Source organism: Cupriavidus sp. CP313 (genome assembly GCF_054072015.1).
Window position 1 is genome coordinate 42,445 of record NZ_JBSVZB010000021.1, and the last position, 24,530, is coordinate 66,974.

General features: G+C 58.4%; 17 protein-coding genes and 1 pseudogene. 12 read left to right on the forward strand and 6 right to left on the reverse strand.

Annotated elements, in window-relative coordinates:
• The first annotated feature begins 595 nt into the window (after positions 1 to 595).
• Complete coding sequence (locus ACW4E8_RS25635) at positions 596 to 1,576, forward strand: hypothetical protein (protein ID WP_456807084.1); 981 nt, start codon at positions 596 to 598, stop codon at positions 1,574 to 1,576.
• A gap of 449 nt (positions 1,577 to 2,025) precedes the next feature.
• Here the strand turns inward: ACW4E8_RS25635 and ACW4E8_RS25640 are convergent, their stop codons facing one another.
• Complete coding sequence (locus ACW4E8_RS25640) at positions 2,026 to 2,676, reverse strand: HNH endonuclease (RefSeq protein ID WP_456807085.1); 651 nt, start codon at positions 2,674 to 2,676, stop codon at positions 2,026 to 2,028.
• Positions 2,677 to 3,280: 604 nt separating this feature from the next.
• Here ACW4E8_RS25640 and ACW4E8_RS25645 point away from each other — a divergent pair.
• A complete protein-coding gene (locus ACW4E8_RS25645; protein ID WP_456807086.1) occupies positions 3,281 to 3,649 on the forward strand; it encodes an HNH endonuclease in 369 nt (122 codons plus the stop codon).
• Positions 3,650 to 3,738: 89 nt separating this feature from the next.
• Here ACW4E8_RS25645 and ACW4E8_RS25650 read toward each other — a convergent pair whose 3' ends face one another.
• Complete coding sequence (locus ACW4E8_RS25650; RefSeq protein WP_456807087.1) at positions 3,739 to 4,596, reverse strand: hypothetical protein; 858 nt, start codon at positions 4,594 to 4,596, stop codon at positions 3,739 to 3,741.
• Positions 4,597 to 4,904: 308 nt separating this feature from the next.
• Here ACW4E8_RS25650 and ACW4E8_RS25655 point away from each other — a divergent pair, with 308 nt between their 5' ends.
• The 4 genes from ACW4E8_RS25655 to ACW4E8_RS25670 all read left to right on the forward strand — a co-directional run bounded on the left by ACW4E8_RS25655 (position 4,905) and on the right by ACW4E8_RS25670 (position 7,765).
• Positions 4,905 to 5,054, forward strand: a complete 150-nt coding sequence (locus ACW4E8_RS25655) for an SEC-C metal-binding domain-containing protein (RefSeq protein WP_456807174.1) — start codon at positions 4,905 to 4,907, stop codon at positions 5,052 to 5,054.
• Between the two features lie 565 nt (positions 5,055 to 5,619).
• Positions 5,620 to 6,138: a hypothetical protein gene (locus ACW4E8_RS25660; RefSeq protein ID WP_456807088.1), complete on the forward strand. Its 519-nt coding sequence runs from the start codon at positions 5,620 to 5,622 to the stop codon at positions 6,136 to 6,138.
• Positions 6,139 to 6,935: 797 nt separating this feature from the next.
• On the forward strand, positions 6,936 to 7,148 hold the full coding sequence (locus ACW4E8_RS25665; RefSeq protein WP_456807089.1) for a hypothetical protein: 213 nt from the start codon (positions 6,936 to 6,938) through the stop codon (positions 7,146 to 7,148).
• A gap of 14 nt (positions 7,149 to 7,162) precedes the next feature.
• Positions 7,163 to 7,765, forward strand: a complete 603-nt coding sequence (locus ACW4E8_RS25670) for a hypothetical protein (protein WP_456807090.1) — start codon at positions 7,163 to 7,165, stop codon at positions 7,763 to 7,765.
• Positions 7,766 to 8,142: 377 nt separating this feature from the next.
• Here ACW4E8_RS25670 and ACW4E8_RS25675 read toward each other — a convergent pair.
• Positions 8,143 to 8,427: pseudogene (locus ACW4E8_RS25675) on the reverse strand (hypothetical protein); the annotation flags it as partial.
• 577 nt (positions 8,428 to 9,004) lie between these two features.
• On the opposite strand from ACW4E8_RS25675, the gene ACW4E8_RS25680 reads away from it, so the two are divergent.
• The 6 genes from ACW4E8_RS25680 to ACW4E8_RS25705 all read left to right on the forward strand — a co-directional run bounded on the left by ACW4E8_RS25680 (position 9,005) and on the right by ACW4E8_RS25705 (position 20,800).
• A complete protein-coding gene (locus ACW4E8_RS25680; protein WP_456807091.1) occupies positions 9,005 to 9,328 on the forward strand; it encodes a hypothetical protein in 324 nt (107 codons plus the stop codon).
• A 2-nt stretch (positions 9,329 to 9,330) separates the two neighbouring features.
• Positions 9,331 to 11,829: an Hsp70 family protein gene (locus tag ACW4E8_RS25685; protein ID WP_456807092.1), complete on the forward strand. Its 2,499-nt coding sequence runs from the start codon at positions 9,331 to 9,333 to the stop codon at positions 11,827 to 11,829.
• Between the two features lie 2 nt (positions 11,830 to 11,831).
• A complete protein-coding gene (locus ACW4E8_RS25690) occupies positions 11,832 to 13,235 on the forward strand; it encodes an AAA family ATPase (protein WP_456807093.1) in 1,404 nt (467 codons plus the stop codon).
• Entirely contained in the window at positions 13,232 to 14,887 is a 1,656-nt protein-coding gene (locus ACW4E8_RS25695; RefSeq protein WP_456807094.1) for a hypothetical protein, read from the forward strand. Before ACW4E8_RS25690 ends, ACW4E8_RS25695 begins: the two co-directional genes overlap by 4 nt.
• Before the next feature lie 9 nt (positions 14,888 to 14,896).
• The gene (locus ACW4E8_RS25700; protein WP_456807095.1) at positions 14,897 to 16,063 is read left to right on the forward strand and encodes a hypothetical protein; all 1,167 of its coding nucleotides are present in this window, start codon (positions 14,897 to 14,899) and stop codon (positions 16,061 to 16,063) included.
• A 609-nt stretch (positions 16,064 to 16,672) separates the two neighbouring features.
• Complete coding sequence (locus ACW4E8_RS25705; protein WP_456807096.1) at positions 16,673 to 20,800, forward strand: hypothetical protein; 4,128 nt, start codon at positions 16,673 to 16,675, stop codon at positions 20,798 to 20,800.
• A 482-nt stretch (positions 20,801 to 21,282) separates the two neighbouring features.
• On the opposite strand, the gene ACW4E8_RS25710 is transcribed toward ACW4E8_RS25705, so the two are convergent.
• The 3 genes from ACW4E8_RS25710 to ACW4E8_RS25720 form a co-directional block, all read right to left on the reverse strand.
• Complete coding sequence (locus ACW4E8_RS25710; RefSeq protein ID WP_456807097.1) at positions 21,283 to 22,071, reverse strand: hypothetical protein; 789 nt, start codon at positions 22,069 to 22,071, stop codon at positions 21,283 to 21,285.
• Between the two features lie 229 nt (positions 22,072 to 22,300).
• Positions 22,301 to 23,143, reverse strand: a complete 843-nt coding sequence (locus ACW4E8_RS25715; RefSeq protein WP_456807098.1) for an abortive infection family protein — start codon at positions 23,141 to 23,143, stop codon at positions 22,301 to 22,303.
• 798 nt (positions 23,144 to 23,941) lie between these two features.
• Positions 23,942 to 24,448 carry a hypothetical protein gene (locus ACW4E8_RS25720; RefSeq protein WP_456807099.1) on the reverse strand — a complete coding sequence of 169 codons (507 nt, stop codon included), beginning with the start codon at positions 24,446 to 24,448 and terminating at the stop codon, positions 23,942 to 23,944.
• Positions 24,449 to 24,530: the final 82 nt, after the last annotated feature.

The window sequence follows — 24,530 nt, forward strand, 5'->3', positions numbered from 1 at the left end:
CCAACTCGAAGGCAGTCGTTTCGGCAATAATTGGACATCACGCCGGCAACCCGACCCCGCCCAATCAACATGCGATTTTTTGCCCAGCACTCCGAATACGACGCGCAGACGAAACGTCGCAACGTCATTTTGGATTTCTCTACTTTTGGGGATCATCGAGACCTCGTCGCGAGCATGCAAGATGAGGTCGGTGAGCGGGACGAGGACGAGCCCGCAGCATCTATGCTATCGATCGACTACTTCGCAGATGGGCACCAAGGCTTTCGCAGTGGCTCCTGGTACGACATTTCGAGCGACGCCTGGGAGGTCTAGGAACCAAACTGGCATCGTGATCGGCGTAGAAGGAGAGGAACGCATTGCGCTACTTACGGGCGACCACCACTATGAAAAAATTCTAGATGTGGCTAGGAGTTCGTACAGCGGCAAGCCCTGCGTGCTCTTTGCCCCTCGCCGAGCTCATGATGTCAGCTTGCTATCTATCTCTTCGTTTTGGCATGCCGCAAATGACGCAGTCATGCGGAGTGAAAGACCGCATGAAGTTCTCTAACCACTCTCATCTTCAAAGGCAATGCGCCGCGCACCCGCAACGAAGCCGTTGAAATTCCTCACTTGGGAACAAGTCGTCGCGCGCCGTGGCGCACCCACATATCGAGTGATGGTCATGGATCCGCGCGGGACATATCCAGGCGGAGTCCAACATGTTCCTACGGGCTTCTTCTACGCGGATGAAGACATTGCCTTTTCTGTCATACATGGGCCCGACTGGGATGACGTACTCGAGGATGCTCCCTATTCAGAGTTCAACTGGGCCTCACCGGAAGAGCTACGACTGATGGCATCGTTGGTGCTTTGTGAGCTCCGGGAGGAACCCTACGTTAGTCTCTACCCCATTGTCCGCTATAGCCCTCGGATCGATGCGCACAAGCTGGACCTGGCTTGTCCTCTCACGGTTCATCGGGTGAGGGAGCTGATACTGAAGACTTCCGCAGAATCCAGAACGCCATTTGGCCAGCACGGACGGCTCGCAGGCGTTATCCAGAAGAAATACACGGTCGTCGCTGCCGAGCGATATGGGTTCGACAGACTGCTCAATTTTTGGGACGCCCTGGCTGATGCGAGCTGGGTGTTCTTCCGGGGAGTCTACACCCTCATTAAGGCCGACATGCTGCGGCAACACTACGAGTTCAATGAAGAATGTATCTTGTCACTCTACATTGCGCTCGACGCATCGTTTAGCCTCGTAAAGCGCCACCTGCAAGTCCTTGGAATCAAAGACCCGTCTGCTCACGATGCCGCTGTCTGGCTACATGAACACTTCGATGCGCCGTTCGGTCTCCGCGCGCCCGATGAAACCGAGAAGTACTTCGAATCGTTCTACGACGAGCGCATCATGACAATGCATCCGGCGAACAAGTACGGTGACATGCCGTACACCCCAATCATGCATGACGACATCCCACACCTGCGCCGTTCATTACGCGAAATCTTTGCGTATTTGTTGCTTGACGAACACGGGGTTGATTTCCAAAGAGACTTGGACGAATACCTGCAGAACAGCGCGCGTGAAGCGCGATAAGTCGCCTGCAAGTGGCAAACTATATCTGTTCGCACGGCGCCCATCTCGGTGATCGGGTCAACCACAGCGAGTATCGGCAACCGCCAGCAAGCGTATGTGGCTTCGCCGAAACCAGTCGCCCCTGGCGGTCAGTAGTGGTCGTTCAGGCTAGACTGCTCGATTCGAATCAAGCACGAGCAAAGATGGGCACGCTTCTGGGCCGACTCTCGCACCCTCTACCCCTGATGCTCGCAAGTGCGGCTGCTATCCGAAACTCGGTTCTTTGCTCATGTGCCGCAAGAGGGTGCGGCTCTGATCGTCACGCCGGGCCCGGTGGCTGGGATCAGAATGGCCAGCAAGAATAGCGTCAGGGCAGATCTCTCTTCATTTCGAGAAATCGGTGTGAGTGCAAATGAACTACCTTGTATAACGGAGGGGGCGCAGCAGGATTGCTTGTCGGTCGCTGAGAGTTAGGTTGCCCCGGGCTCAGCGCCCGAATTTGCCGACACCGCCACCCCTTCAAGCTCGCCGTAGTGGTGCAGTACTCGGTCGCTTAACCACACCACGCCTTCAGAGAAGCCGAGCAGTTCTCGATCGTAAAGCGTGTGAAGATCGCGGCGAAGCAAAATGCCGTCCTGAGCCGTGTTATCGCCCTCGCGCCAATTCCGTCCATGCAGATGCGCAGCTTCGAGGGCTTCGGGGATGTCGCAGCCTGAGATGGCGCACCGGCCGCCATAAGCTTCAAAGACCGCCTTTCGAAAGGCGGGCTGCTCTGGACGTGTCTGGACACGCAGGAACCGAGCTAGTCGATCTTCAGCATCACCTGGATTGTCCGTGTCGCGGCCCGCGTCTGCGTCGGGGGCTCCCCTGTCTGGCTCGGCAGTGCCTGACTCGTCGTGCGGTTCGTTGTCCCGCCAGTAGGCATAACAGCGCTGCCGCTCTGCGGCGTCGTCCTTGATTCCAAATTCCTTCTCAAGGCCGTTTGAGCAACGTGCCGTTTTTTGATTGATTACCAGTGCGGTGATTATGGGCTCCCCCGCGGCTTCGCATGTTTTACCTACCGCCCTCAGGGCCGCGTAGATCGTCCGGAAGTTCAGGCGGCTCAACGAACGCCTGCGCAAGACACTAAACTTCGATACACCGGCTGAACGATTCCATCAAGCTGTTGCATCGACCGGTTTAATCTGCAACCAGTTTGAGTCATTCGGCCCCGGATCTTCGATGACCGTGTTGGCACTGAACTTCGGCCATTCGCGGAACGATGTGCGACTACCGTTTTGGGTCGTTCACGCACGGGCGCGACTTGGCGGTGGGAGCCCGCCGAGAGCTGGTGACTTTCCGTCTCACAGAGGAGTGTCAGCGAATGTCCCGAGCTGCGCCCCCACGTGCTCGTCGGCTTGCGGTGCCTTCCTTTGGATGCGCCGACGCCAAGGATCCGAAGTGCCAATGGAATCAACCAGCGTCGATCTGTTGAAACGCAGGCTAGCTCACGCAACCGGTTCTTCCCTTGGTGGTATCGGACACGGTGCACTGTGGTGATTTTGCAAGGGCGGGCGCCGCCCCCCTTGTGCATCCGGAAATTCTGAGGCTACACTTTCTTCCGTCAGTCTCCAATTCGGAGCTGATTTGGTGCCCAGCATAAGCTACTTAGCTGGTCCCCGTGTATGCCCCCTACGGGCGAGCGGGTTTCGAAGTTTGAAATCTTCCTGATATAGGACCGCTCAAATGCCCAAGACCCTCGCGCGTCTGCGCACCCTCGCGTTTCAGTACCAATCCGGTCGTTGCTACTACTGCTGCTGCCCCATGTGGCAGAAATCCCCGGAAGCATTCGCCGCGACCTTCCACCTCTCCAAGCGCCAGGCTCACACCCTGCAATGTACGGCCGAGCATCTCCACGCGCGGGTTGATGGAGGCGGCGACTTCGAAAGCAACATCGTGGCCGCCTGCCGGCTGTGCAACGCCCGCCGGCATCAGCGCAAGGACGCGCGGGACGCGATCAATCACAAGGCACACGTTGCGCGGCTGATGGGGCGCAAGCGCTGGCATGACCCATGGGTTTTCGAGAAGGTGTTGCATTCCGGTGTGGGGCGGTGAGCCCGTCGACTATCGGCGAACGCGCGCCGTCAAACCCAACGCAAATGCCAATGGCCCACTGCGGCCAGGTGCGGCAGCAAGGTCCGTGGCTACGCGGAAACCGGTTTTGCGCGGGGGATCAACTCCGCCTTCAGATCCGTGAACTCCTGCTCCGACAAAGCACCCTCCTGCCGCAGCTTCGCCAGCTTCATAAATTCGTCGGCGAAGGACAGTCGTTCGGGCGCCGCCGGCTTCGGGGCTGCGATCGCCACCAACTGTTCGCGTTCCTTCGCGCGATCCTCATCATCCGCCGTCTTGATGAGCCCGGCGATGAGCGCCTGCGCCTTCTGCGTATGCAGCACCTGCGCCTTGACCTTGTCCCGCGCCACCGCCTTCCTGAGCGCGAGGACGTCGATCACGAAGAGAGGCTTTGCCCGATCGTTCACCACGATATGCAGAGCCAGTTCCTTGATCGTGCGCGCGTTATTCTTCTTGCCCGTGAGGCCGCCCACGATCGCCCCTACCCCACCAAAGAGAACGCCGCCCACGATAGCGCCGGCAAGCTGACTGGTGCGCGAAGTCGAGGTGACGCTACTGCCGTCATCGATCAGGTCGCTCTTCATTAGATCGCGAAACGAGTACATCGCGCGCTGCGCGCCCCGCTCGCAATACACGATCACCTTGTCGTGCGCCTCGTCGAAGAGGAAGCCGGATTGCTCCCTGTCCCCGATCAGGGCGAAGGTCGGGGAAAACGCCGGGAAGCCCAGCCTTGCCCACGCCAGTATTTCGTCGCGCACCGAGACCAGCGGCTGCTTGGGTCTGAAGATGATCAGGACCAAAGCCCAGAGCACGGTCATCGCCGGCCGTAGCGTCGGGTTTGTCGCGATGATCGTGCCGATGCCCAGTACAGAGAGGAACCCGAACCGTCGCCACGACGGATTGATGCGACGCAGGCTGAGCGTAGCCATATGACCCCCAATGACTTATACCCCAGATTGTCCTGCGCACAATTCGCCACCTCGACCCCTCGAACGTGGGGTGTGGGGCGTGAGGGCCGAGGAACGGGATCAGCACGCTGGCATAAGATTCATCAAAATGCGATCGACCGAGCGTCAGCAAGAAGCGTCTTGGTTTCGGCCCCCACCGTGTCCTCCATCCAATCTGCCACCTTGCTTAGCCAGACAAGGCGCGGGCATCGCTGAAAAAGCGGGCCCTCGCGCGAAGCATGCGGTTGGATTGTGGCAACTCCGCCGCCATGTCTACCAAGGCCTCCTCAATGGAGGACAAATCAACCTCCCGACGAGCATCTTCTAGACTCATCCCGGCAGCCCGATATTCGCGAGAAGTCCGCCTCCTGAAACTCGGTCGGAACGACCGGTGCCCCTGCGGCAGTGGGCTCAAGTACAAGAAATGCTGCTTAGGATAGTCAGGCGCACTTGTCCGGGTTATGCGCCGTTGCCCTGCTACGTTGACCAAGCGTCCTTGCGATATGGCCCAGCTCGTCGCGCTATCTCGGCCCACCGTCGAAGTCCTCGACTAGGAGTGAACCTGCCGAAGTTGCACAGGATGGAGAACGTCAGTTGTATCTCGCAAGCGGCCATAGCGAACGTCAACGACGGCCGGCTGTTTTGGGTCGTTTTCTGCCCTACGCGGATTCAGCGCCGGACCGAATGCAGCCATCTAAGCCGCTCACCCAAGGCTTCGCGCCGACATTCGAGCGTAGTCTCCGGCCGGATTACGGACCTTCACGCCATAGCTGATGGGGCTTGAGCAGCCGGACCGTCACATTGGACGTCGCGCCACGAAACTCGTTGACAGTGCCGGATATGGCTCTTGTGAGGGCCGGGCCAAACCTAGGCGGCAACAGGCTCCGAGCTATATTGGGCTATCCCATCCCCGAACAGCGGCGACCGGTCTCCCCGTCCGGCAGCTTGACGGCCCCCTCCGCCCTGCCTTACTTTCAAGTGGTCCCGGCACTGGGAGACGTCACCATGGATAAAGCCGCCGCTCGTCGCGCCAGCGCCGACGCTATGGTGCGCACCGAGATTCCGGAACTTTTTCAGCCGGGCACGTGGATCGTGCTGTCGACGGGCATCTCGTTTCCGACGCTGGGGCGCCCGCAGTTGCACATGGTGGTCGAGTTGAACGAGGGCGCCTGTTTGGCAGCCCGCTTCGGCCCCGCCCCCCTCGGCCGGCAAGTGGCGGCACTGCTAGATGGCCTCCTGTTTGGCGGGCACTGCCATGTGGAGCTGCCCGCGCGCGTGGTGACCGATAACAAGAAAGACGTGGACCTCGGAAAGTTGGCTGCGTGGGGCGCCGCTCGGGGGGTGCACACAGGATTCCATCCGGCATGCACCCTCCATCCCAACGCGCATGCGGTAATGCTGGCGTTGGCCACGCTGCTGAACAGGCCTGACGTGGCCGATGCGATGGAACGGGGCGCCCTTGCCGATGTCGGCGCCCAAGTTGAAGCATGGCGTCATAAGTACAACGAGAACCGCTGCGCATAGGCAGGACGAGCCGGCCGATCGCAGCACGGCGTTTCCTCCCGGTCCAATCGCAGTCCCCCAAAATATGACGCATTAAGTGGTCCCACCGCATCGAAGAAATGACGACGGGTCTGGCCTCGCTGTCCGCTACGCGAAGCTGCCACCAATCCTCTCGAAACCACGGGGGTTTATGGGTTCCCAGGCGTAGGCAGAAACGGTCTTACGCGGCGGCGCGAGTGTACGAAGGTCCCGAAGAAATGCCGATCAGATTTTGGGCTAACCGCACATTACCAGTGGATGGGAGCCTGCGTGGAAGGTCTATCGCGTTCAATATGCTCGATCGAATCCATGCAAGTCGCGAATTGCCAAACGGCACCTCCCGCTTCGCAACGACGAAAAGTTAAACAAGGAACACTCTTCGATCTGGTGGCGCACATTTGCGCGACTATCGTGAGCTCGATATGAATAGTGTTTGGCTACTCGTTGCTAGGGATGGCAGAGGGCGTAAGATGGGTAGAGCCATCGGTCGAGCGCGCTAGGAGTGTGTTCTCACTGATACCTGCTTTGACGTTGTGACAATACAAATCGGACTACGACCGCAGCCGCATATTTGCGGCTCCAATAAGGTGCAAAGAGTGGCCATTGCGGTAGGTTTTCTTATCGCGCTGGCCAGATCAGGAGACGAAAGTGGGATTCATCGCCTTTAACCTGGTCTGCGCTCTCTTGGTGGCCGGCGGTCTGTGGCTCGCGACCCGGCCGACGCGTCGGCCCGAGTGCGAGTGGTCCGACTGCGGCCCGGTGCGGGCAGAGGAGGACGCTTGAGCCACGACCTAGTTAACACGGACGTGGCAGCGATGATCTACCGCGCGCTGGCGGACGGGCGCCGTGAGTTCGGCCGCGGCGCCGGCGCGTTGCGCGCCGAGCTGCAGGTCTGCCGCGCCACGCCGCAGACCGAGCTGCGCCTGATGCGGTGGGCTCTGGCGCTGCTGCTCGCCCTCAATCTCGTGACCGGCATCGGGCTGGCCCGCTGACCGGAGAGAGGCCCATGACGCCCACCGAATTCCGCCGCCACAAGGCGAAGCGCACGCGTGGCAGGGTCGTGCGCACGCTGGCCGATCTGATCGCCGCCCTGCCGCCAGGCCCGGCAACGGTGCCGCGCGCGGACATCCCGGACGACTTCGCGCCGGCTCTGGCAATCCCCTCAATGTGCGATTACAGCCAGACACTCGATGCCACTTATGCGCTCCTCACCAAGCTGCGCGACGCGCAGGCGCAAGGCGACCGTGTTCGCCTGGCCAGCCTGGCCGAGGCGGTTGATTGGGCGGTCGTCGCAGACGAATTTGAGACCGTTGCGGGTCGCTACCGCGGCGAGCTCCGCGAGCGCGCCACCCACATCATGACCGCGCTGCTGGCGCTACCGCTGGCCTACGAGGCGGCGGTCGAGTTGCGCATCGAGTGGGAGACTCTGGCCGCCGCGCTCAGCGAATCGCCGTCGCTGCAAGCGCGCGCCGAGCCGGACCTGCACGACGCCTGGCAGACCGTCCGACGTCGTGATGCCACGCTGCCCGCCGCGTGCCCGTGGCCGAGCGTGGAAGCGCTGCGCGAGGCGCTCGACGCGGCGATCGGGGCCAAGGAGCACGAAAAATGACTGAACTCGGATCGACGGTGACGGAGAGCCTTGCTGCAGTGGAGAGGACGCTGGCAGTGCCGATTGGCGCTAGCGAAAGGAGAATCTCATGAAGACGGTCGGGCGGTGCCTGCCGGCACGCGAGGCAGCCCCGGGGGGACGACTTTGAACTGGCCGACACGCCAGACAAAGTTGATAAGGCAGTGCTGGTCATGGCGATCGGCGGGAAACGCGGCGCCCGCTGCGGGAATTAGCTTCCCCACGCCGGGAATTAGGCCTACGGTTCCGGGAAGCGACTACTCAAGTTCGGGAAGCGGGGTGACGCCGCAGGGAAAGGATGGCGGCCGAAACGGGACGGTTCCGTGCGCGGGCGAACGAAGAAGATAGCGTGACGGCGGCCTGCCGACGAACCACGCCAGCCCGCGGCGCTGCGCCACCTGCAGGCGTGTGTGCAGGGCGCCGAAGCGCAGCACTTCGTACACGGCGAATGGATCGGGGACTCCGTTGACCTGCGTCGCCCCCAACGCCTTGAAGTCGAAATAGCCCTCCGTCGGCCAGCAGGTCAGTTCGCTGACCAGAATGGCGGAGAGCGTGGCGATGCTCTCCATGCGGGGGGCGAAGTGGATCGTGTGCCCGACCGGGTCGTAGTCCGTGCGCAGGTCATCCTTACGGTTCGAGCGCACGCCACTTCGCAAGCGAACGACTCTATCAGGCGAAAGCCTTTGATGGGTGGAATTTGCATCGGCCCAAGGCAGGGCCCCGTCCTGTTGCCAACAAGCGACACACCCTCACGATGGGTGGCGTACCTGAGGACATTCGCATCGACTTGCGCAGCCTAATGCTGCTCACCTATCCTTTGGGCCTTCGTCCCCTCGATGCTGGTCAGGAATCGCCCACCACACCACCGACGCGGGCAGGCTAAGCCGCCCTCTCGGCACTTTCTCGCCATCAATCCGGCCACCACCCCGACAGCGTTTGTCTGTTTTCGTTGCCACCGGCGCAGGCCTTTGCCGGACGGGGCTGACTACGACCTCCCCTGCCCTTACGACGAGATTGATCGTTGCTATGAGTATCAAGACGTCGATAGATACTCGCTCTTACCGCCTGCGACGGCGCCGAGTATTCTCGCCAAAGCGTTGGGTTATGGCTCCCATTTGGAGGTCGAAATCGAGGAGCCAACCAAAATACCAGGAACAATTCTCACTCTCGCATATGAGCCAGAATGCTGTAGCGACCAGCGGGCCCAGTCAGGATGCCCTTGTGAACGTCTGCGTCGAGAGTTGGCGCTTCATCAAGGTCTATCAGCGCCTGCTATCAAAGGTTGATGCGACCGAAGCCCAGCGATATCAAGGCCAAGTCCGCTACTTCCAGAAGCAAATTGAAGACAATCTCGCCAGCCTTGACCTCCGCCAGGTCGAGTTTGATGGGCAGACATTCGATACCGGCTTACCCGTCACAGCCATCAACCTCGCAGATTTTGCTGCCGAGGACCATCTTGTCATCGAGCAAACGATCGAGCCCGCCATCCTAGGCATTCATGGCCTTGTCCGAATGGGATCCGTTACCGTGAAGAAGGCCTCTTGACCATGACCAAGACTTACGTCGGAATCGATCTCGGCACGACCAATAGTGTCATCTGCTCCTACGATGGTGAGGAGCTCAAGCTCTATAAGAGTCCTGAGCAGCAGGACGTAACCCCGTCTGCGATCTACCTGGACAAACGTAGCAAGTACTTCGGATTCCGCGCCTATCAATCGGCTGCACGCTCGCCGGACAACGCCGCCATTCTGTTCAAGCGACTGATGGGAACATCAACACCCATCCGGATTCCAGCGATGGGCATCACCATGTCGCCTGAAGAGTGCAGCGCCGAGATACTGCGTGTCCTCTATTCCTATATTCCTGAAGCGGTCCGGAATGATCCAGAAACTGGCACCGTGATCACAGTGCCGGCGGCGTTCAATCAAATGCAGAAGGACGCAACCCTTGCTGCAGCCGAAATGGCCGGCATCGGGCGCGTCGCGCTGATGCAGGAGCCGGTCAGCGCGGTCATGAGCGTCATGCGCACACGTAAGTCCGACGGCATGTTCCTCATCTATGACCTCGGCGGCGGGACACTTGATATTGCGTTGGCCGAGAGCGTCGCGGGACGAGTGACATTGCATGAGAACGGCGGCATCGCGATGAACGGCGGGCGGGACTGGGACCGAGCCATCGTCGACAATGTCATCAAACCGTGGCTCCTGGAAAATTTTGCGCTGCCGGACAATTTCTCTACGCAGAAGAAATACCAAGGCATGATGCGGCTCCTGGCCTACCACGCCGAGCAGGGAAAGATCCGTCTCTCCGCCTCTGGCTCCGCCGAAACGCCGATCTATGTACCGGATGCCGAGGTCCGAATTCAGGATGAGAACGGCGAAGACATCTATCTCGACGTCACGCTGTCGCAGTCTGAGTTGGACCGCCTGGTTGCCGATAAGGTCAACGACTCGATCGAGGCAGCCCGGGAGGTTCTGTCCCGTGCACACCTCACGCCAGACCAGGTCCAGCGTGTTGTCTTCGTCGGTGGGCCCACTCAGTATCGCCCCCTGCGCGAAAAAGTTGCGTTTGAGCTTGGCATCGAAGGCAGCACTGACGTCAACCCGATGGTCGCGGTAGCTGAGGGGGCGGCGATCTTTGCGGAAAGCATAGACTGGTCGTCTCAAACGCGGGGGCGCAAGTCAAGCCGCGGCTCGATCGCTTCGAAGACCGGCGACGCTCAGATCAGCCTGACCTTCCAAGCGCGGACGCCGGACGTTAAAGCTCGCCTCGGGATCGCCGCCAAGAATGTTGCTGACGGCGCAACTTTCCAAATCGATAGCCTCGATACTGGCTGGTCGTCGGGGCGCATGGCCCTTACCGATGGGGCGACGGCCACACTTCCCCTTGCGAAGCAAGGCGAAAACCGATTCAAGGTCTTCGTCTTTGACCCGCATGGCGGTCCAATGCCGCTGCCAGAGGACACGATAACCGTCACACGCACGACGGCTAGCATCGATGCCATCCCGGCGTCTCACTCCATCGGGGTAACCGTCAAGGACCGGATCGGCGGACAAGTCGGCTTCGAGTACCTCGTCAAGGCCGGCGATGCGCTCCCGAAGAAGGGGCGCAAGACCTTCCGCGCCGAGCATTCACTGCGGGCCGGCGCAACCGATGCCCTGCGCATTCAGTTGTGGGAAGGAGAAATCGAGAATCCTCCTACCGACAACCGGATGATCGGCACGCTGAAAATCTCCGGCAGTGATTTCGATGAGGGGGTCATCCAGGCGGGCGCCGAACTGCAATTCGAGTACGAGGTCGCCGACTCAGGGAACATCACCGCGACGGTGAGTGTGCCGAGTATCGCCGGAACCTTCAACGGCCATAGCCTCTACTCCCGGCAGGAAGGCCAGATCGACTTCACTCACGCCGGCAAGCAGGTGGAGGACGACGTCGAAGGGATGTTGGAACGCATTAACAGCGCAGCCGAGAAGGTCTCGGACGAGAAGCTGGACCGTGCACGAGCCAAGCTTGAGGAGGCACGCGAGCGCGTAAGGGAAAGCGCAGACCCCGAGGCATGTAAGCAAAGCCAGGATCAGGTACTGGAAGCTCGCCGGCTTCTAAGCAAGGTGCGAAAGGAACACCTTTCCGATATGCGAGCCGTCGAACTGGAACGTTTGCAGCGAAGCTTTGACGCTGTGGTGCGAGACGTGGCGACGCCAGCCGAAGTCACGGCCTTCTCCAATGTCGTCCGTTCAGCAGAACGCGTGATCGCTACTAACGATGGTCAGTTTGAACATCTGCTAGAGAACGGCTGGGATTTGGCCCGCAACATCCTATGGAAGCATGACGGATGGATCGTGGACCTTTTCCACCTCCGCCGGGATGAAGCCCATATGTACAGCGACCAAGCGCGCTTCGAGCAATTGATCGCCCTTGGTGATCAAGCTCTTCGTGGCAATGACATCCCGACTTTGCGGCAAATCTTGGGCGAACTGAGCCTGATCCGTATCTACTCGGCAAATGACAGCGACATGCTCGCCGGCGTGAATATTCTGCGGGGATGACCATGCATATGGTTCCCTGGCTGCCCCGGGGCTTCACCTTGCCCGGCGCCCTGCTCGTTGGCAAGCTCGCCGCAGATTCTGAGACCAATTCGTTTCAGATCTATGAGCTTGCTGGCGAAGCCGGCCACGCCTTGATCGTAGATACTGGACTCGCCCAGCAATGGCTGGACGCCAAGCTCCTGGAGGAAGGCGCGTTCCACGAGCTGCCATATGGGGATCGCGAGTATTACGTCCTCGTTTCGGAGAAGCGGTACATTCTCGAACGACTCGACGCGGCTACCAAACCAGAAGACCCTAACCACGGGATCGCCTTCTCCTCCGCTTTGCGCCGCACGCGCGAAAAGCTACCTGATACGGTGCTCGGGGCGGCGATCTACCTCGAGAAGTTCAGCATCCTTCTGCCCACTAATGAGCCGACCCATCCGGTCACGGATGACGTTCTCCTTGGGCGCTACCTGACTGGCGGCGTGGAAATTTCCGCTCTGGCGACTTCACGCTGCTTGCAACTCCTGCGACCAGGGCTGACGCTCAATCAGCTTCGCGCTATAACCGTGGCAGCCGGCCTTGCGGCGACTTCCGACAGCGCATCGTCACTATCGGAATCGGCCGAGGCTGGCCACGATGCTCCCCTGTCCCTTGGACAGTCCTTCCGGCTACCAGGCCGGCCTGGGCTGGAAGAGTTCTTCAATGACCACGTGGTTGATCTCGTTCGACACGCCGAGCGCTACCGATCTTTGGGCATCACCAGTCCCGACGCCATCGTTCTTCACGGCCCGCCTGGATGCGGTAAGACTTATGCCGTCGCGGCTCTGGTTAAGTATCTGGGTTGGCCGGCATTCCATCTGGATGCGAGCTCTATCGGCTCGAAGTACATTCACGAGACGAGTCGAAAGGTTGGCGAGATATTTACCCGCGCAATCGAGCAAAAGCCCTCTGTCGTAGTGATCGACGAAATGGAGGCATATCTGGCCGATCGTGAAACGGGTGGCGAACACCGGGTGGAAGAAGTCGCCGAGTTCCTTCGCCGAATTCCCGAGGCGATTGAGAATCAGGTCCTCATCATCGGAATGACCAATCGCGTCGACTTGATCGACCCGGCAATCCTCAGGCGCGGCCGCTTCAGTCACATCATCGAGGTCGGCATGCCGAGCCAAGTAGAAGTCCGCAGCCTGCTGGATGAACTGTTCTCGAAACGCGCCCACAGTTCATCATTGGATCTAGACCAACTCGCGGCCAACCTGGCTGGCCGCCCCGTCTCGGATGTCGCCTTTGCCGTGCAAGAAGCCGCTCGGTTGACAGCCAAGGCTGGCAGGCAGCAGATTGACGACGACGCGATTGAGCGGGCCGTCGCCGGCCTCGACCGCAGCACAAGCACTCCTAAGACCCACAAGCTTGGCTTTGTATGACCACCAGCCTCCTGGACTCGCCCTTTTTTGTTCTGCGCGCTTCTGTGCGGGACGACCGGCACGCGCTCATCGACAAGGCGGAAGAACGCAGCCTTGTTGCTGACGCCGAGGTTTGCAACGACGCGCGGACAACCCTGACCACGCCTCGGCTACGGCTTAACGCCGAGTTGAACTGGTTGCCAGGCGTTGCACCCCGCCGCGCAAAATCCCTCGCGGAGATGGCGCAGCAAGACGCGTTGCCGATTGTCGAGATCAACGGGATACCACCGCTTGCCGCTTGCAACCTCGTAGCTGCCTGGCTTACACCTCGGAAGAGTCGCAACGAGAAGGAAGTTGCCGTCGCCCTGGAAGTTCTCTCGAATCGCTTCCAGTGCATCGATACGCACGAGCTCCTGTTGACGGTCAACGAAGATAGAGAAGCCGCCGGCTTCCCGGCCGTCCCTGGCACAGAGCAAATCGATGACCTCCTGCAGGCTCGCCGCGCGGACTTTTCGCGAGTCATGCGCGACGGCCTAGCGCAAGTTGAGCGCCCTGACAGCGTCCTGACCGGAATTGTTCGCGAGGAAATGAACGGCAAGGATGCCGCCCTGACCACCCTCACCTCAGATCTTGTGACCCAGTACGAGGCGGGTGTTCAGCAACACCTGGATCACCTACGAGATCATATCGAAACGTACTGCGACCACGTGGTTGGCGCGCTCGATGGATTCAGTGGCTATTCATCGCGGGCTAAGCCGCAGATAGACGATCTCGAGCGCATGCTCCGGCTCTGGGAACAGATTGCCAGCCCACTCCTCCTCGCTTCCACGTCACAGGGGAAGGATGAGCCGAATACTCGGGCCGTCACGGCATCACTGCGACGCGTGACGCTGAAAATGGTCAATGACCATAACATGATGGCCGAAGGGCAACGGCTAACGGAACTCCAGCGTGAACTCTTTTCTGGTCTGACGCTCTATAGCGAGCAGCTTGACGAAGATGTGACCGCTCTGGACAACCTTCGCAAGAGCGAAGAGCGTAGTAAGGCGGAAATTGCCGAGTGGGAGGAGAAAATTACGCGCCGCATCCTGATCGGCGATCGGATCCTCCGCAGCTCTCCTGATGGGATTTCATATCAGGGCCAGACCCTCCCCCTCTCAGACATCACGAGCGTGCGCTGGGGTGTCTTCAAACAATACTACAACGGCATCAGAACCAATCGGAAGTACACCGTCTGGATCCAAAGCGGGCGCCGGACGATGCAAATCGAATGTGTCACATTTATGGAGTCGGAGGAAAAGGTACAGGGGCGCTTTAGCGAAGTCATCCAGATGCTTTGGGACACGGTGATGGGGCGTCTGATCCGCGACCTACTAGATCTTCTCGCACGTGGAGAGATGGCGCACTTTTCCGGCTGCACACTTTCACGTGACGGCGCTGTTCTTCAGGAGCAACGCATGTTTGGCAGTGGTAAGTTAATCCCGTGCGGCTGGGAGGATCTGAGGTGGCAATCGGGAGCCGGCTATTTGCGACTCCTGTCAGCGAGCAACAAGAAAGTCTATACCGACCTTGTCTATCGCGACACGCCCAACGCTCCCGTACTAGAGGCAGCACTAAATTACTTGGCCAAGGACGGCAATCTCACCAAGCTGCTGCGCGGCGAACTCCCATAAGGCTCCGGCATGAGCACAGAATATATCGACGGCTTCGCGCGGATCGGCGAGCGGGTGACACGCGCCATTGCGGATCACCCTGCAGACAACATCCCTCAGCATTCTGACAAAGGGCTACAAGCCTCCGCCGAAGAGTCCACGGGCACGCCGAGCCCGGAGCCAGACTCATCGCCGGGTTACGCCCAAACGAGTAAGGCCGAGGCAAGTGCATCAAAAGGGAGTGAATATCGGTCCCCTCTGATACTTGTATGCATCATCGCCTTTTTAGTGGTGGTCCTGAAACTTATCGATGGATCAAAAGAACAGCCCGCTGGTCCCGTTGACGCCAACGTCCCAGCAGCAACGCCCTCAACAACAGCTCCGCCCTTCCAACAACAGGCCGCGACTTCTTCAAAGCCTTGGGAAAACGATCCCCCCGCGCCAGCGTTGGTCGACGACTTCAAAGAGGCCACGCCACTAAGCTCGGGCCAAGCCTATTCCCAAGACGAGTTGCGTTACTGCAAGTTCGAAGGAGTACGACTGGAGAAAATCCGGAAACTGGTTGACGGAACATCCGAATATCAGGTCAGACAGTTCAACGCGGGTATCGAGCGGTACAACTCACTCTGCGGGAGCTATCGGTACCGCGAGACGGATTTGGCCGTTGTCGAAGCACAAGTCGCACGGCGAGCTCCCGCTCTCATACAGGAAGCGAGAGCGCGCTTCTCACACTGGAAGCACCTGGAAGATGCCGCCCGCGGGAGTTCGCCCCCCGGAGCGGGTTCGCAACCGACGAGGAGCACGTTTGATCCGAGCACCGCGCAACCAGCTCAAGCACCTCGACTATCATCCTGCCTGGGACAATCCATTGTCATCAACTTTTACAGCGAAGATGATCGGCCGGAAGCGATGCGCGTTGCTCGATTGGCAAGCGGTGCCGGCATCATCGTCACGGACGTCGAGAACGTTGTCGCCTCTGCAGAGGCACGCGGTAGCAAATCGCCATATCGCTGGAAGCGACCGGCTGTCATCATGCATGAGCCGCTTTCCCAGTCGGAATGCGCCACCGCTTTGCTCACAGCAAGCGGACTCGCAAACGGCGTCGCACGCCCCTTGCCCAAGAATTTCACCGGTACACCTGGGATGATGGAAGTTTGGCTGCCCGCACCTGCGGGAACCCTAGCGGAGGCGAGATAGGTAATCGGTGCCGACCGATAGCCGTTATCCTTCAGAAATCTGGGGGCGTGGCTTTGGCCGGCCGCGTCAAGAAAATGCCCGAACAAAGTTCGGGTGCAGATCGCCGGATTACTCCAAGCATTGTGGCCGACGCAATCCGGGAATGGTTCGATAGTTTCGACGACGTCATTCCGGCATGGCGGCTGTCGCCGCAAGAGCGATAAGAACCCGGCCAGGCGGGCCCAGCGCCGAGGTTCGGCGTGCTAGGAGGACCGTTGTCGGCCATTTTCGGTCACCTGTTGCTCCTCGTGAACGGCCCCTCAAATGGCAGACCTGTCCCGCAAACCGCCACTAATGCTTTAACGCCAGACCATTCATTTTTCGCAATTTGGCTTGCAACGAACGCCGTCTGCCGTCTGCCGTCTGCCGTCTGCCGTCTGCCGTCTGCCGTCTGCCGTCTGCCGTCTGCCGTCTGCCGTCTGCCGACAGCATAAGCGCTTTTTGGGAGCACGGTCTGCAGGCATGGCGCTGCGCCTCTGCATTTCGCGCCATTCCGAGTCCCGTACATGTATTCTTCCTCGTTAGCGTGCCGTTCTTCTGACAAACGAAAAAAAGATCTCGGGGGAGACTTTGGCCGATCTACAAGTAAGCTATGACCGGGAGGGTACTCCCGAGGTACACATCGATGTTCCGGCCGTCGTCAGCCAGTTTCTCGGTGAACTATCTCTGTTAGATCTCATTGTCGAACTGGTGCAGAACGATTTGGACGCGGGCGCAACCCGGACCGAAATCGTGTTTGGTCCCAAAGCAGTAACCTGCTCCGGTGATGGATCGCCAATAGATAGTACCGGTTGGCACCGACTGAAATATGTGCTCGGAGCGGGCTCAGACGTTGCCGCTAAGCGCGACGGTATCGGGTCCAAGAACCATGGGCTGCGCTCGGCGTTCCTGATTGGAGACCGGATCTTAGTGCAGTCAGGCGGGCAACGAGCCGATCTCACTGTGCGGGGAAATAGTCGTCGACCGGACGATTTTTATCCGGCCGCGTGGGCCCCAATATCGGACCCCACCGCGCCGGCCTCGGGCGTCCGGATCACCATTCCATATCGCACGCGAGCGCTCAATGTCCCCGAGCGTAACCCGCTGGAGCCAATTGACCAGAGCGTGATTGTCGGTCTCTTTGAGGACTCTGTAGAACAGTCTGCTGATCGGTTTATGTGCGCATCAGCGCCCGGTCGTTCGTGGCGCTATGAACTCGTGTTGGCGCACGGATTGAGGCGAACTACATTCGTATTCAGTTGCTCTCCGGCCCCCCGTTTGCCGCGCTTCTTTCTGCGGGAGTGTAAGCAAGCTGACGATGGCGGACGGGGAAGCATCGTCGCGAGGCGGCTTTGCATTCCCTTCGCCATAGATCTCGCAGCGGATGACCACGCCAAAGTCCCGCGCTTATTCCGACGTGGTAAGAAAATTGTTGGCGAGATTAGTTGGAATGTCGACGGAAAACTCGCGCCGCAGTCTGGATTAGGCGGCTCACGGTACCCTATCGCATACCCAAAGGAGCATCTGAGCAATGGCTGGGGGTTCGATGTGTCCGGACCATTCATCTCAGGGCGTGCGAGGCACAGCCTCAGCGACGATGGTCGAAACACCCTGATTGCCCTATCGGGCCGCAAGGCCTTTGTCGACCTGATGGCAGGTCAACTGGTCCCGCTGTATGGGCCTCGCGCCTTACTTCTCGCCTCCAATCCACAACGTACCGATCGGGCTGCCGAGGATGCGCTCGCGCGAGAGCTTGTTGCTGCTGGTGCGCTTGCTGTTGCCGTCCCAAAAGGTAGACGCTCTCCATCGAAGCGCTTTTCCCGCTCCGAGCCAGGCAGGTCAATCTTAGTGGCGACACCATCACACGCCCAATATGCCCTGAATAAGGATCTTGTGGCAGTCGCTGCCGAGTATGGCCAAGCGCTGCATCCGGAGACACCACAGTCTTTCGTTGAGACGCTTTTACGATTAAAACGTAATGGCGATAAAGCAGTAGAACGATTCTCGGAACAGGACGCCGCCAGAAAGGTATTCGTCCGTAAGCCGAATCCAGAGCCAGCCGGCTTCGACCAGTGGCTGGGGCACAGCATCGTGGTTCTTCGCGCATTGGAGATGGCAAGGCTTGCGTCTACATTACCCGCGGAGTTGATGCGTAGTCTGCGCGAGGGAGGGGTTTTGCCAACTGACGACGGGCGGGCCGCAAAGTGGAACGAGATAAGACGAAGTCTGAAGGCCCCGCCCCCCGTGCCTGGCGTACGTCCGCCAACAATACTTCATCGGTCGCTTGTCAATGCTGCGATCTTAAAGGATGGGGCAGCAAAGATCGTGAACTTCAAGATTGACGAGCATGTATCGAATCTTGATTTCTCGAAGGTGATACCCGAGAGCCGGCTCCGATTCCTTGCGTGGTTGCGCAAGAACTACACCGAGCTAATGCCGAAGACCCTTTCGGGAATTGCCCGCTACCCTATCTGGCCGGCACAAGATGGCACGTTTCATGGCTTGGATCACTACTGCGTGCCGAAGTCCGCGTACCTTCGGACGGTACTGGCGGAAATTCAATCGCCACCAGCCGATACTGTGACTACGTTTCCGGGATTACGGACTGCCTCAAACGCAAGTCTTCGGCTGCGCACGAAGCTCACTGAAGCAGAGCTTTCCATATGGCACGCCGTTCAACAGAAGCTGGCTGAAGTTGCGCTGAACCAGGGGAACGCCCCGGAGTTGCAGTCAATCGTCAATAGAACGGAAGACGTCCTCGAGTTTCTATTGGGCGAAGGCTTTCCCGTCATTCAGATAGCAAATTCGCATAAGACTCTCTCCCTGACGGGTGAATTGAGTAACATCAGCGATTTACACATACAGGGAGCGCTCTCATCAAACTGCGCGCTTCTTCACCAGGACATTGCGGCAGGTCATCGGGATGCGCTCTATCGTCAACTAGGGGCAATGGTTGAACCCAGCGTGTCGGCAATCCTCCGCGCTTTTCGTGCGGCGCCTGATCAGACAGCCATATTTAGCCGGCTGAAGGCATATAGTAAGGTTGGGCGCGAGCTTTCTGAATTGTCTAACGTAGAGATGATTGAGGTCGGTTCGAAGCTGTACTGTCCAAGCCAGCTCTGCTTTCCAAGCAAGATTGATTGGTGGGGGCAGTGGAAAATCCCGATGAAGGCGACACCTGACGTGCCCGAACACGTCACGCTTCTCGAGCGGACAGGCGTGGTCAGATCTGCTTTGCGAGAACACTTATCACAGGCATTCTTTGACTGGCTTGCTGCCCAGCCGAATAGTATACAGCGCCAGCATAGGCAGCAGATTCTTCGTCACTGGAACGATCGCAAGAACGGCCCTTCCAAATGGGTCAGCCTGTATCCCGACAAGCGCTGTCTCGCTGTTCACGACGGGCGCGGTGAGTTCGCGCTTCTGAGCATCAAGCAGGCGCAGGCACCATCAAGTCAAGTCTACCTCCCTGACTTTGAGGAAATCCAGAAAGACGTGCTCGACGACCGCCCACGAATGCGCCTGGCAATCGTCGAAGCGCCTCAGGTGGACGGAAATATTCTCGACATCCTGAGGGCCGCTGGGGTTCGATCACTGCGGGACTTTGCGGGGCGGCCCGTGCGCCTGCTTACTGGTTCCGAGACAACCGCTGACGGAGCCCTCCAACGCGAGCTGGCGCTTGTATGTTCCCGCAATATTCTGAGCACACTCCCCAAACGCCTACCGGTTCATGGCGTACCCAACAGCGCCTTACGGCATGGATGGCGGCAGTTTCTGCGGGAAGTTGCGGGCGTGCGGGTGGCACAGAATCTCACGGCGGTTTTTAAGGTGTACGCGCGAGAATACGAAATTCCTCGGGAGAGCGGATTCGACCAGCCCACACGGCAAATTTGCGTCGACACACGTTCCGACCGTAAGCTTGCTTTCTACGCGGCTCTTGCAGTCCATCTCTTCGAAACGGGCACCAATCCGCTATACGAGTATGGACTAATGAAGGCAGTCCATAGCCAAGCGAAGAGCACGACCTATGAAGATTTTGTAGATGATTGGGACGAAGAAGTCGAAGATGCAGCGTCTGCGCAGACAGATGGCGCTACGGACGGCAGCGATGAAGGCGGCATAGCACATAAGGGGCACGGGATTGCAGATGCCGAAAAGACGCCAGTCGCCCCTGACCCTACCCCGCTCAAGCCGATAACAAATCCTACTTATCCCGATCGTCCTGAGAAAACCAAGCACAGGCGTTCGCGATCAGGTACGACCGATGAGATGCGGCACAGCATCGAAGAGGACGAGCACATCGGGAATCTCAAGGAAAAGCACTACGCGTGGCACTGCCAGGCATGTCTGGGCGAGCGCAATGTTCTGGACGTTACACCGCCGCGCAGCTACATCTATCTGCCACTGCATCGAAAGGGGCTGATAGAAGCGCATCACGTCGAACACCTGCAAAACAAGGGGCAGATAGGCGCTTCAAATTTGCTGATTCTTTGCAGATTCCATCATCAGACGCTGGGTGATGATATCTCGCGCAATGCAGTTCTTCAGGCGCTGTCCTTGGCGACTCCGGTCACACGGCACTTTCCGGTAGACGAGGAAGGGAGTCAGTATCGCGAGGTTGCGGGCCTGCTAGCAGACCTGGCGATAGTCCCGGAGTCAAGCGATGCAAAGCTTTTCTTTACCCATTCTCACGCTGCGTCTTGGCAGGAGAAGAGCTAGCCTCTCCCACAGCCACGCGGGTGAGCTCGGACCAGCACAAGTTAGGCACGGTTATAGACCGTTACCGCGGCACAGACATTCAAGTGTCGGCTCCGCACTTGAATGTTGCCGGCCAAGTGGGCGGGTGATCGATCGCCCGCAATGGGTTCGGTCAGAGACGGGCGTGGTTTCGCGGCGGCTATCGGACCGAGATCGGCCAACTGCAGACACTCTACTCTCAAGTTGAGAGAGCGATCTTCAGTGGAAAGCGGACTTTCATAGGTATGCTGCCTAAGAAAGGGGCGAGGCGCTCTCTCTCTAATCGTCCTCGCCGCCAGCCGGATTCAATGATGTTGGGTATCCGACTTGCCGCGCCGTGCGCTGGGGCCGAAATGCGATCCGCCGGAACTCCAAAAAGAAGTCGAGTAGATGCGAGCTTGAGGCTTAGCGTCCAGCGAGTGAGAATTATAATGTAGCTGCCGTAGGTACGGCGTGGCGTGCTGCTAGAAAATCGTCTTGATTGTTTTCTCCACACCTGAGATGAGGTCAGTTACTTGCTCTGGCTTTGGCTCTTCACGCCCATGGTCGCAGGTATTCCGAATATCGGCGAGATGCTGAATAAATCGCCAATCTGCAACGCCAATCACATCTGCCGCTTTCAAGGCCTCATTGAAATCTGAGATTCCCGGATTCTTCTTTGCTGGTTTCACGTTGTGGTCAATGCAAACTTGCGCAAGATGCTTTTCCAGCACCACACCCGCTAGGGCGCCAGCAGCCCGATGAAAACGAAACTTTGCAAGAGCTTGAGCCGCCGATAATTCGGAGTCAAAGAGGTCAGCTTGAACAATCTGGCGTATATCAAAGAGGGAGCTTTCGAATCTCGCTTCGGTGGCTTTCACTATCGCAATTTGCTGAGCCAGATGAGGAAGTGCAGAGGTGCGGTCGGCGAGTACTTCCCCGATTCGGCTGGTTCGAAGGCCCTGCAGGGCATCCTCAATCCGGTAGCTGTCCGCGTCGATTTGCTTCCGATTTTTAGGCTTCTCATAGTGACGCACAAAATCGGCGACTCTATCCGGCAGAAGTTGTCGAAGTAGCGCGAGGGATTCGGAGTACCAGGTTTGATACTCATCATTGAATTTCGGAAGGCTCTCAAGAAACTCCTTGTGTTTCTTGAGAGCGGACTGCTTCTGTACCTCCGTCATGCAATCAAATTGCAGGGCCAGTTGAAGACTCTCACCTTTCGTGATGAGTTTTTTTAGATCCTTGCGGAATCTATCGAGATTTGACGTCATATGGTTCGTTACGCGCAGAAGCAGCTACGCTTCGCCTGCTGGCGACGCAGCCGGTTGAACTCCACCCGACAGAAGGAAAATTGATTCTTGTTGCGTGTTTTCGTTTTAGCGTTTAAACCGCTCTTAGGGCGCAGCGCCTGGCATCCCAATCGAGCGGACGCCAGCCTTCTTAAGAGCGTCGTCTCCAAGGGATGCAAACAGTTTGGCATAACTCTGCTAACGCTTTAGTTCAGCGGATGCCGAACGCAGTCCGCTGGAAGGAATTGTTGGGCATCTGCGCTACATGCCATAGCTCCATGACGAAAATTACCAGAGAATGAGCCGCGTTTACTGCGAGGCGAGCTTCGGGAACAGAAATCTGTGGGGGATTGAGGCCTCGACCGTGGGCGGAGCCAATGTGTGTACGGTATGCACCAACGCCGTCAACTATTGATGCGAGCCCTTGCAAGACGCGCTTCTGATCATCGCGAAGTGTCGAGTCCAGGTTGAGGCCCAGATGCCCCTGAACCACCCGCCATACCGGTCCAATGGACTGGTTCGCTGGCATCTCAAGATCGAATGTTTCGATGTATGTCTTGCAGAGTGCTTCAATTATCGAACTGGCCGCTGTTATGGCTGCATGCGGATCTCGATCAAGCTGCTTGATTGCTCGATCGAACTCAGACTCAATGGAAGCGAAATCCCCAGTTTTCAGGAAATCCGCGAGAGTTTTGGCAGCGAGACTCGCTCCAGCAAGAGGGACGAAGCCGTTGACTTGATAAGTGAGCTGGTTTTTTGCGAGGCTTTCGCGAATGCGGCGTTGTCCCTCTGCAATCGCTGGTTGCCAATCCGAAGGTTCTTGATCCATGAACTTCTGGATAACTTGCCCAAGCACTACAAGCGGCTCGACAGATGGATCTTCGTTACACCGACGAAGCCATGCCACACACTTGGTCTCACAGTTACCTGGCGGTATATCACCCGGCGCTCCGCATTCCATGAACAGCGAGTTCAGCGTGGAGTGACTGTAGTAGTGAGCCGCAATGACCGACGCCACGGCACCAATCACTGAGTTTGGAATCTTGCTAGGCACGCATCCCTCCTTTTGACGCCCAACGTAATATATTCAGCGGAGCCTGTGTGATTTGCAGCCTAGATTCACCACCGACTCACCGTGCAAATGGCAAAGTATAAGAGTTCCGTGAAACTCGTGCATGTTAGCACCGGGAAACATGGAGAGCCTTCGATCTGAACGGCAGCATTGCCGCGTCTGGCAACTATTACCGGGAAAATTGGGGTTGGAACCTGCCTCGATGTACTGGGGAGCAGATGGTAAGCCTGAAGCATAATGCAACCGCGGTCGACGCCGATGGCCGCTATGGATCGTAAGCCGCCAGAGGACAGAATCTCATCACTGTCCGAGAAGGGTCGTTCTGCGACGCTCAGACCTCATACGAAGGCAACTGCACAAGCCGCAAACAACGTGTGTAGCATCCGACCCAACCTTCGCTGATTAATGAACCGACCGCCGGGCGTTTGGCAGCCGGTTCCTCCGTCCCTACCTCCGAAGATCATCTTGCGCTTCACGCTGTCCATTTCAGCCGAAATGTTCATCGCACTGCGCCTTAGGCGTTGAAGGATTTGCGGCGCGGCCAACGCGATACCAGCGTTGAATGCTAGCCGACCACTTCCTTGGCGGCCCTCCGCGCCCTCAGCCAAGCGTCTAGCGCCGCATCGTCCAAACCGCAGGCGGACGCCGGGCCAGCAATATTGCCTACTGAAAGATTGGTAGAGGTTTGAAGCACGGCTTTGCGTCGAGGTTAATTTGATCCTTTCCGAAACTGGAGGTCGAGCGTGTTCTCACGCGCGTAGACACCAGCTCGTGATGCCGTCATTCCCGCTTTAATTGGGATGCTGCCAGTATCAAGTCGCTCGTATCCACGAATCGCTCCATACCCTCCACCGCGGTCACGGCTGCTAGCTGCAACATTAGGATCATTGAAAAGGTCCCATCCTCCATGGTCCGATCTGCGGCTTCGTGACGCGGCGGTTCTATGTGCTCGTTCTTCAAGCGCCGAATGAGATCCTCGCGGTCGAGCCCTCGTTTCGTAAGTTCGCGTAGCAGTATGAACTTTGCCTTCGTGGCATAGGGCAGGTCCTTTGTTAGAAGGATGGGCTGCCATTGCGGTGGGGCCTCTGCACGAAGCACCGTCAAGAGTTCGAGAAAGAGTGAAAAGCTGTATGTGCCGCGCTGCAGCTTCCCGTCGAGTCCACGGGCTGTTGTCCGTTCTTCAACAAGGAGGGGCGCGGCCTCTCCTAGGCTTACCCCTTTCCTGGCGAGGAGTGCTCTCCCAACTTGTGACGCCAACCCCGACCAACTTGTATGCTTGTGCGGCATGGGAATATTCCTCTGACAGCGTCAAACAACGTCTCCGGTTTCAACTGGTACCTCGCTTCTACCTCCCCGGTGATTGCACAAA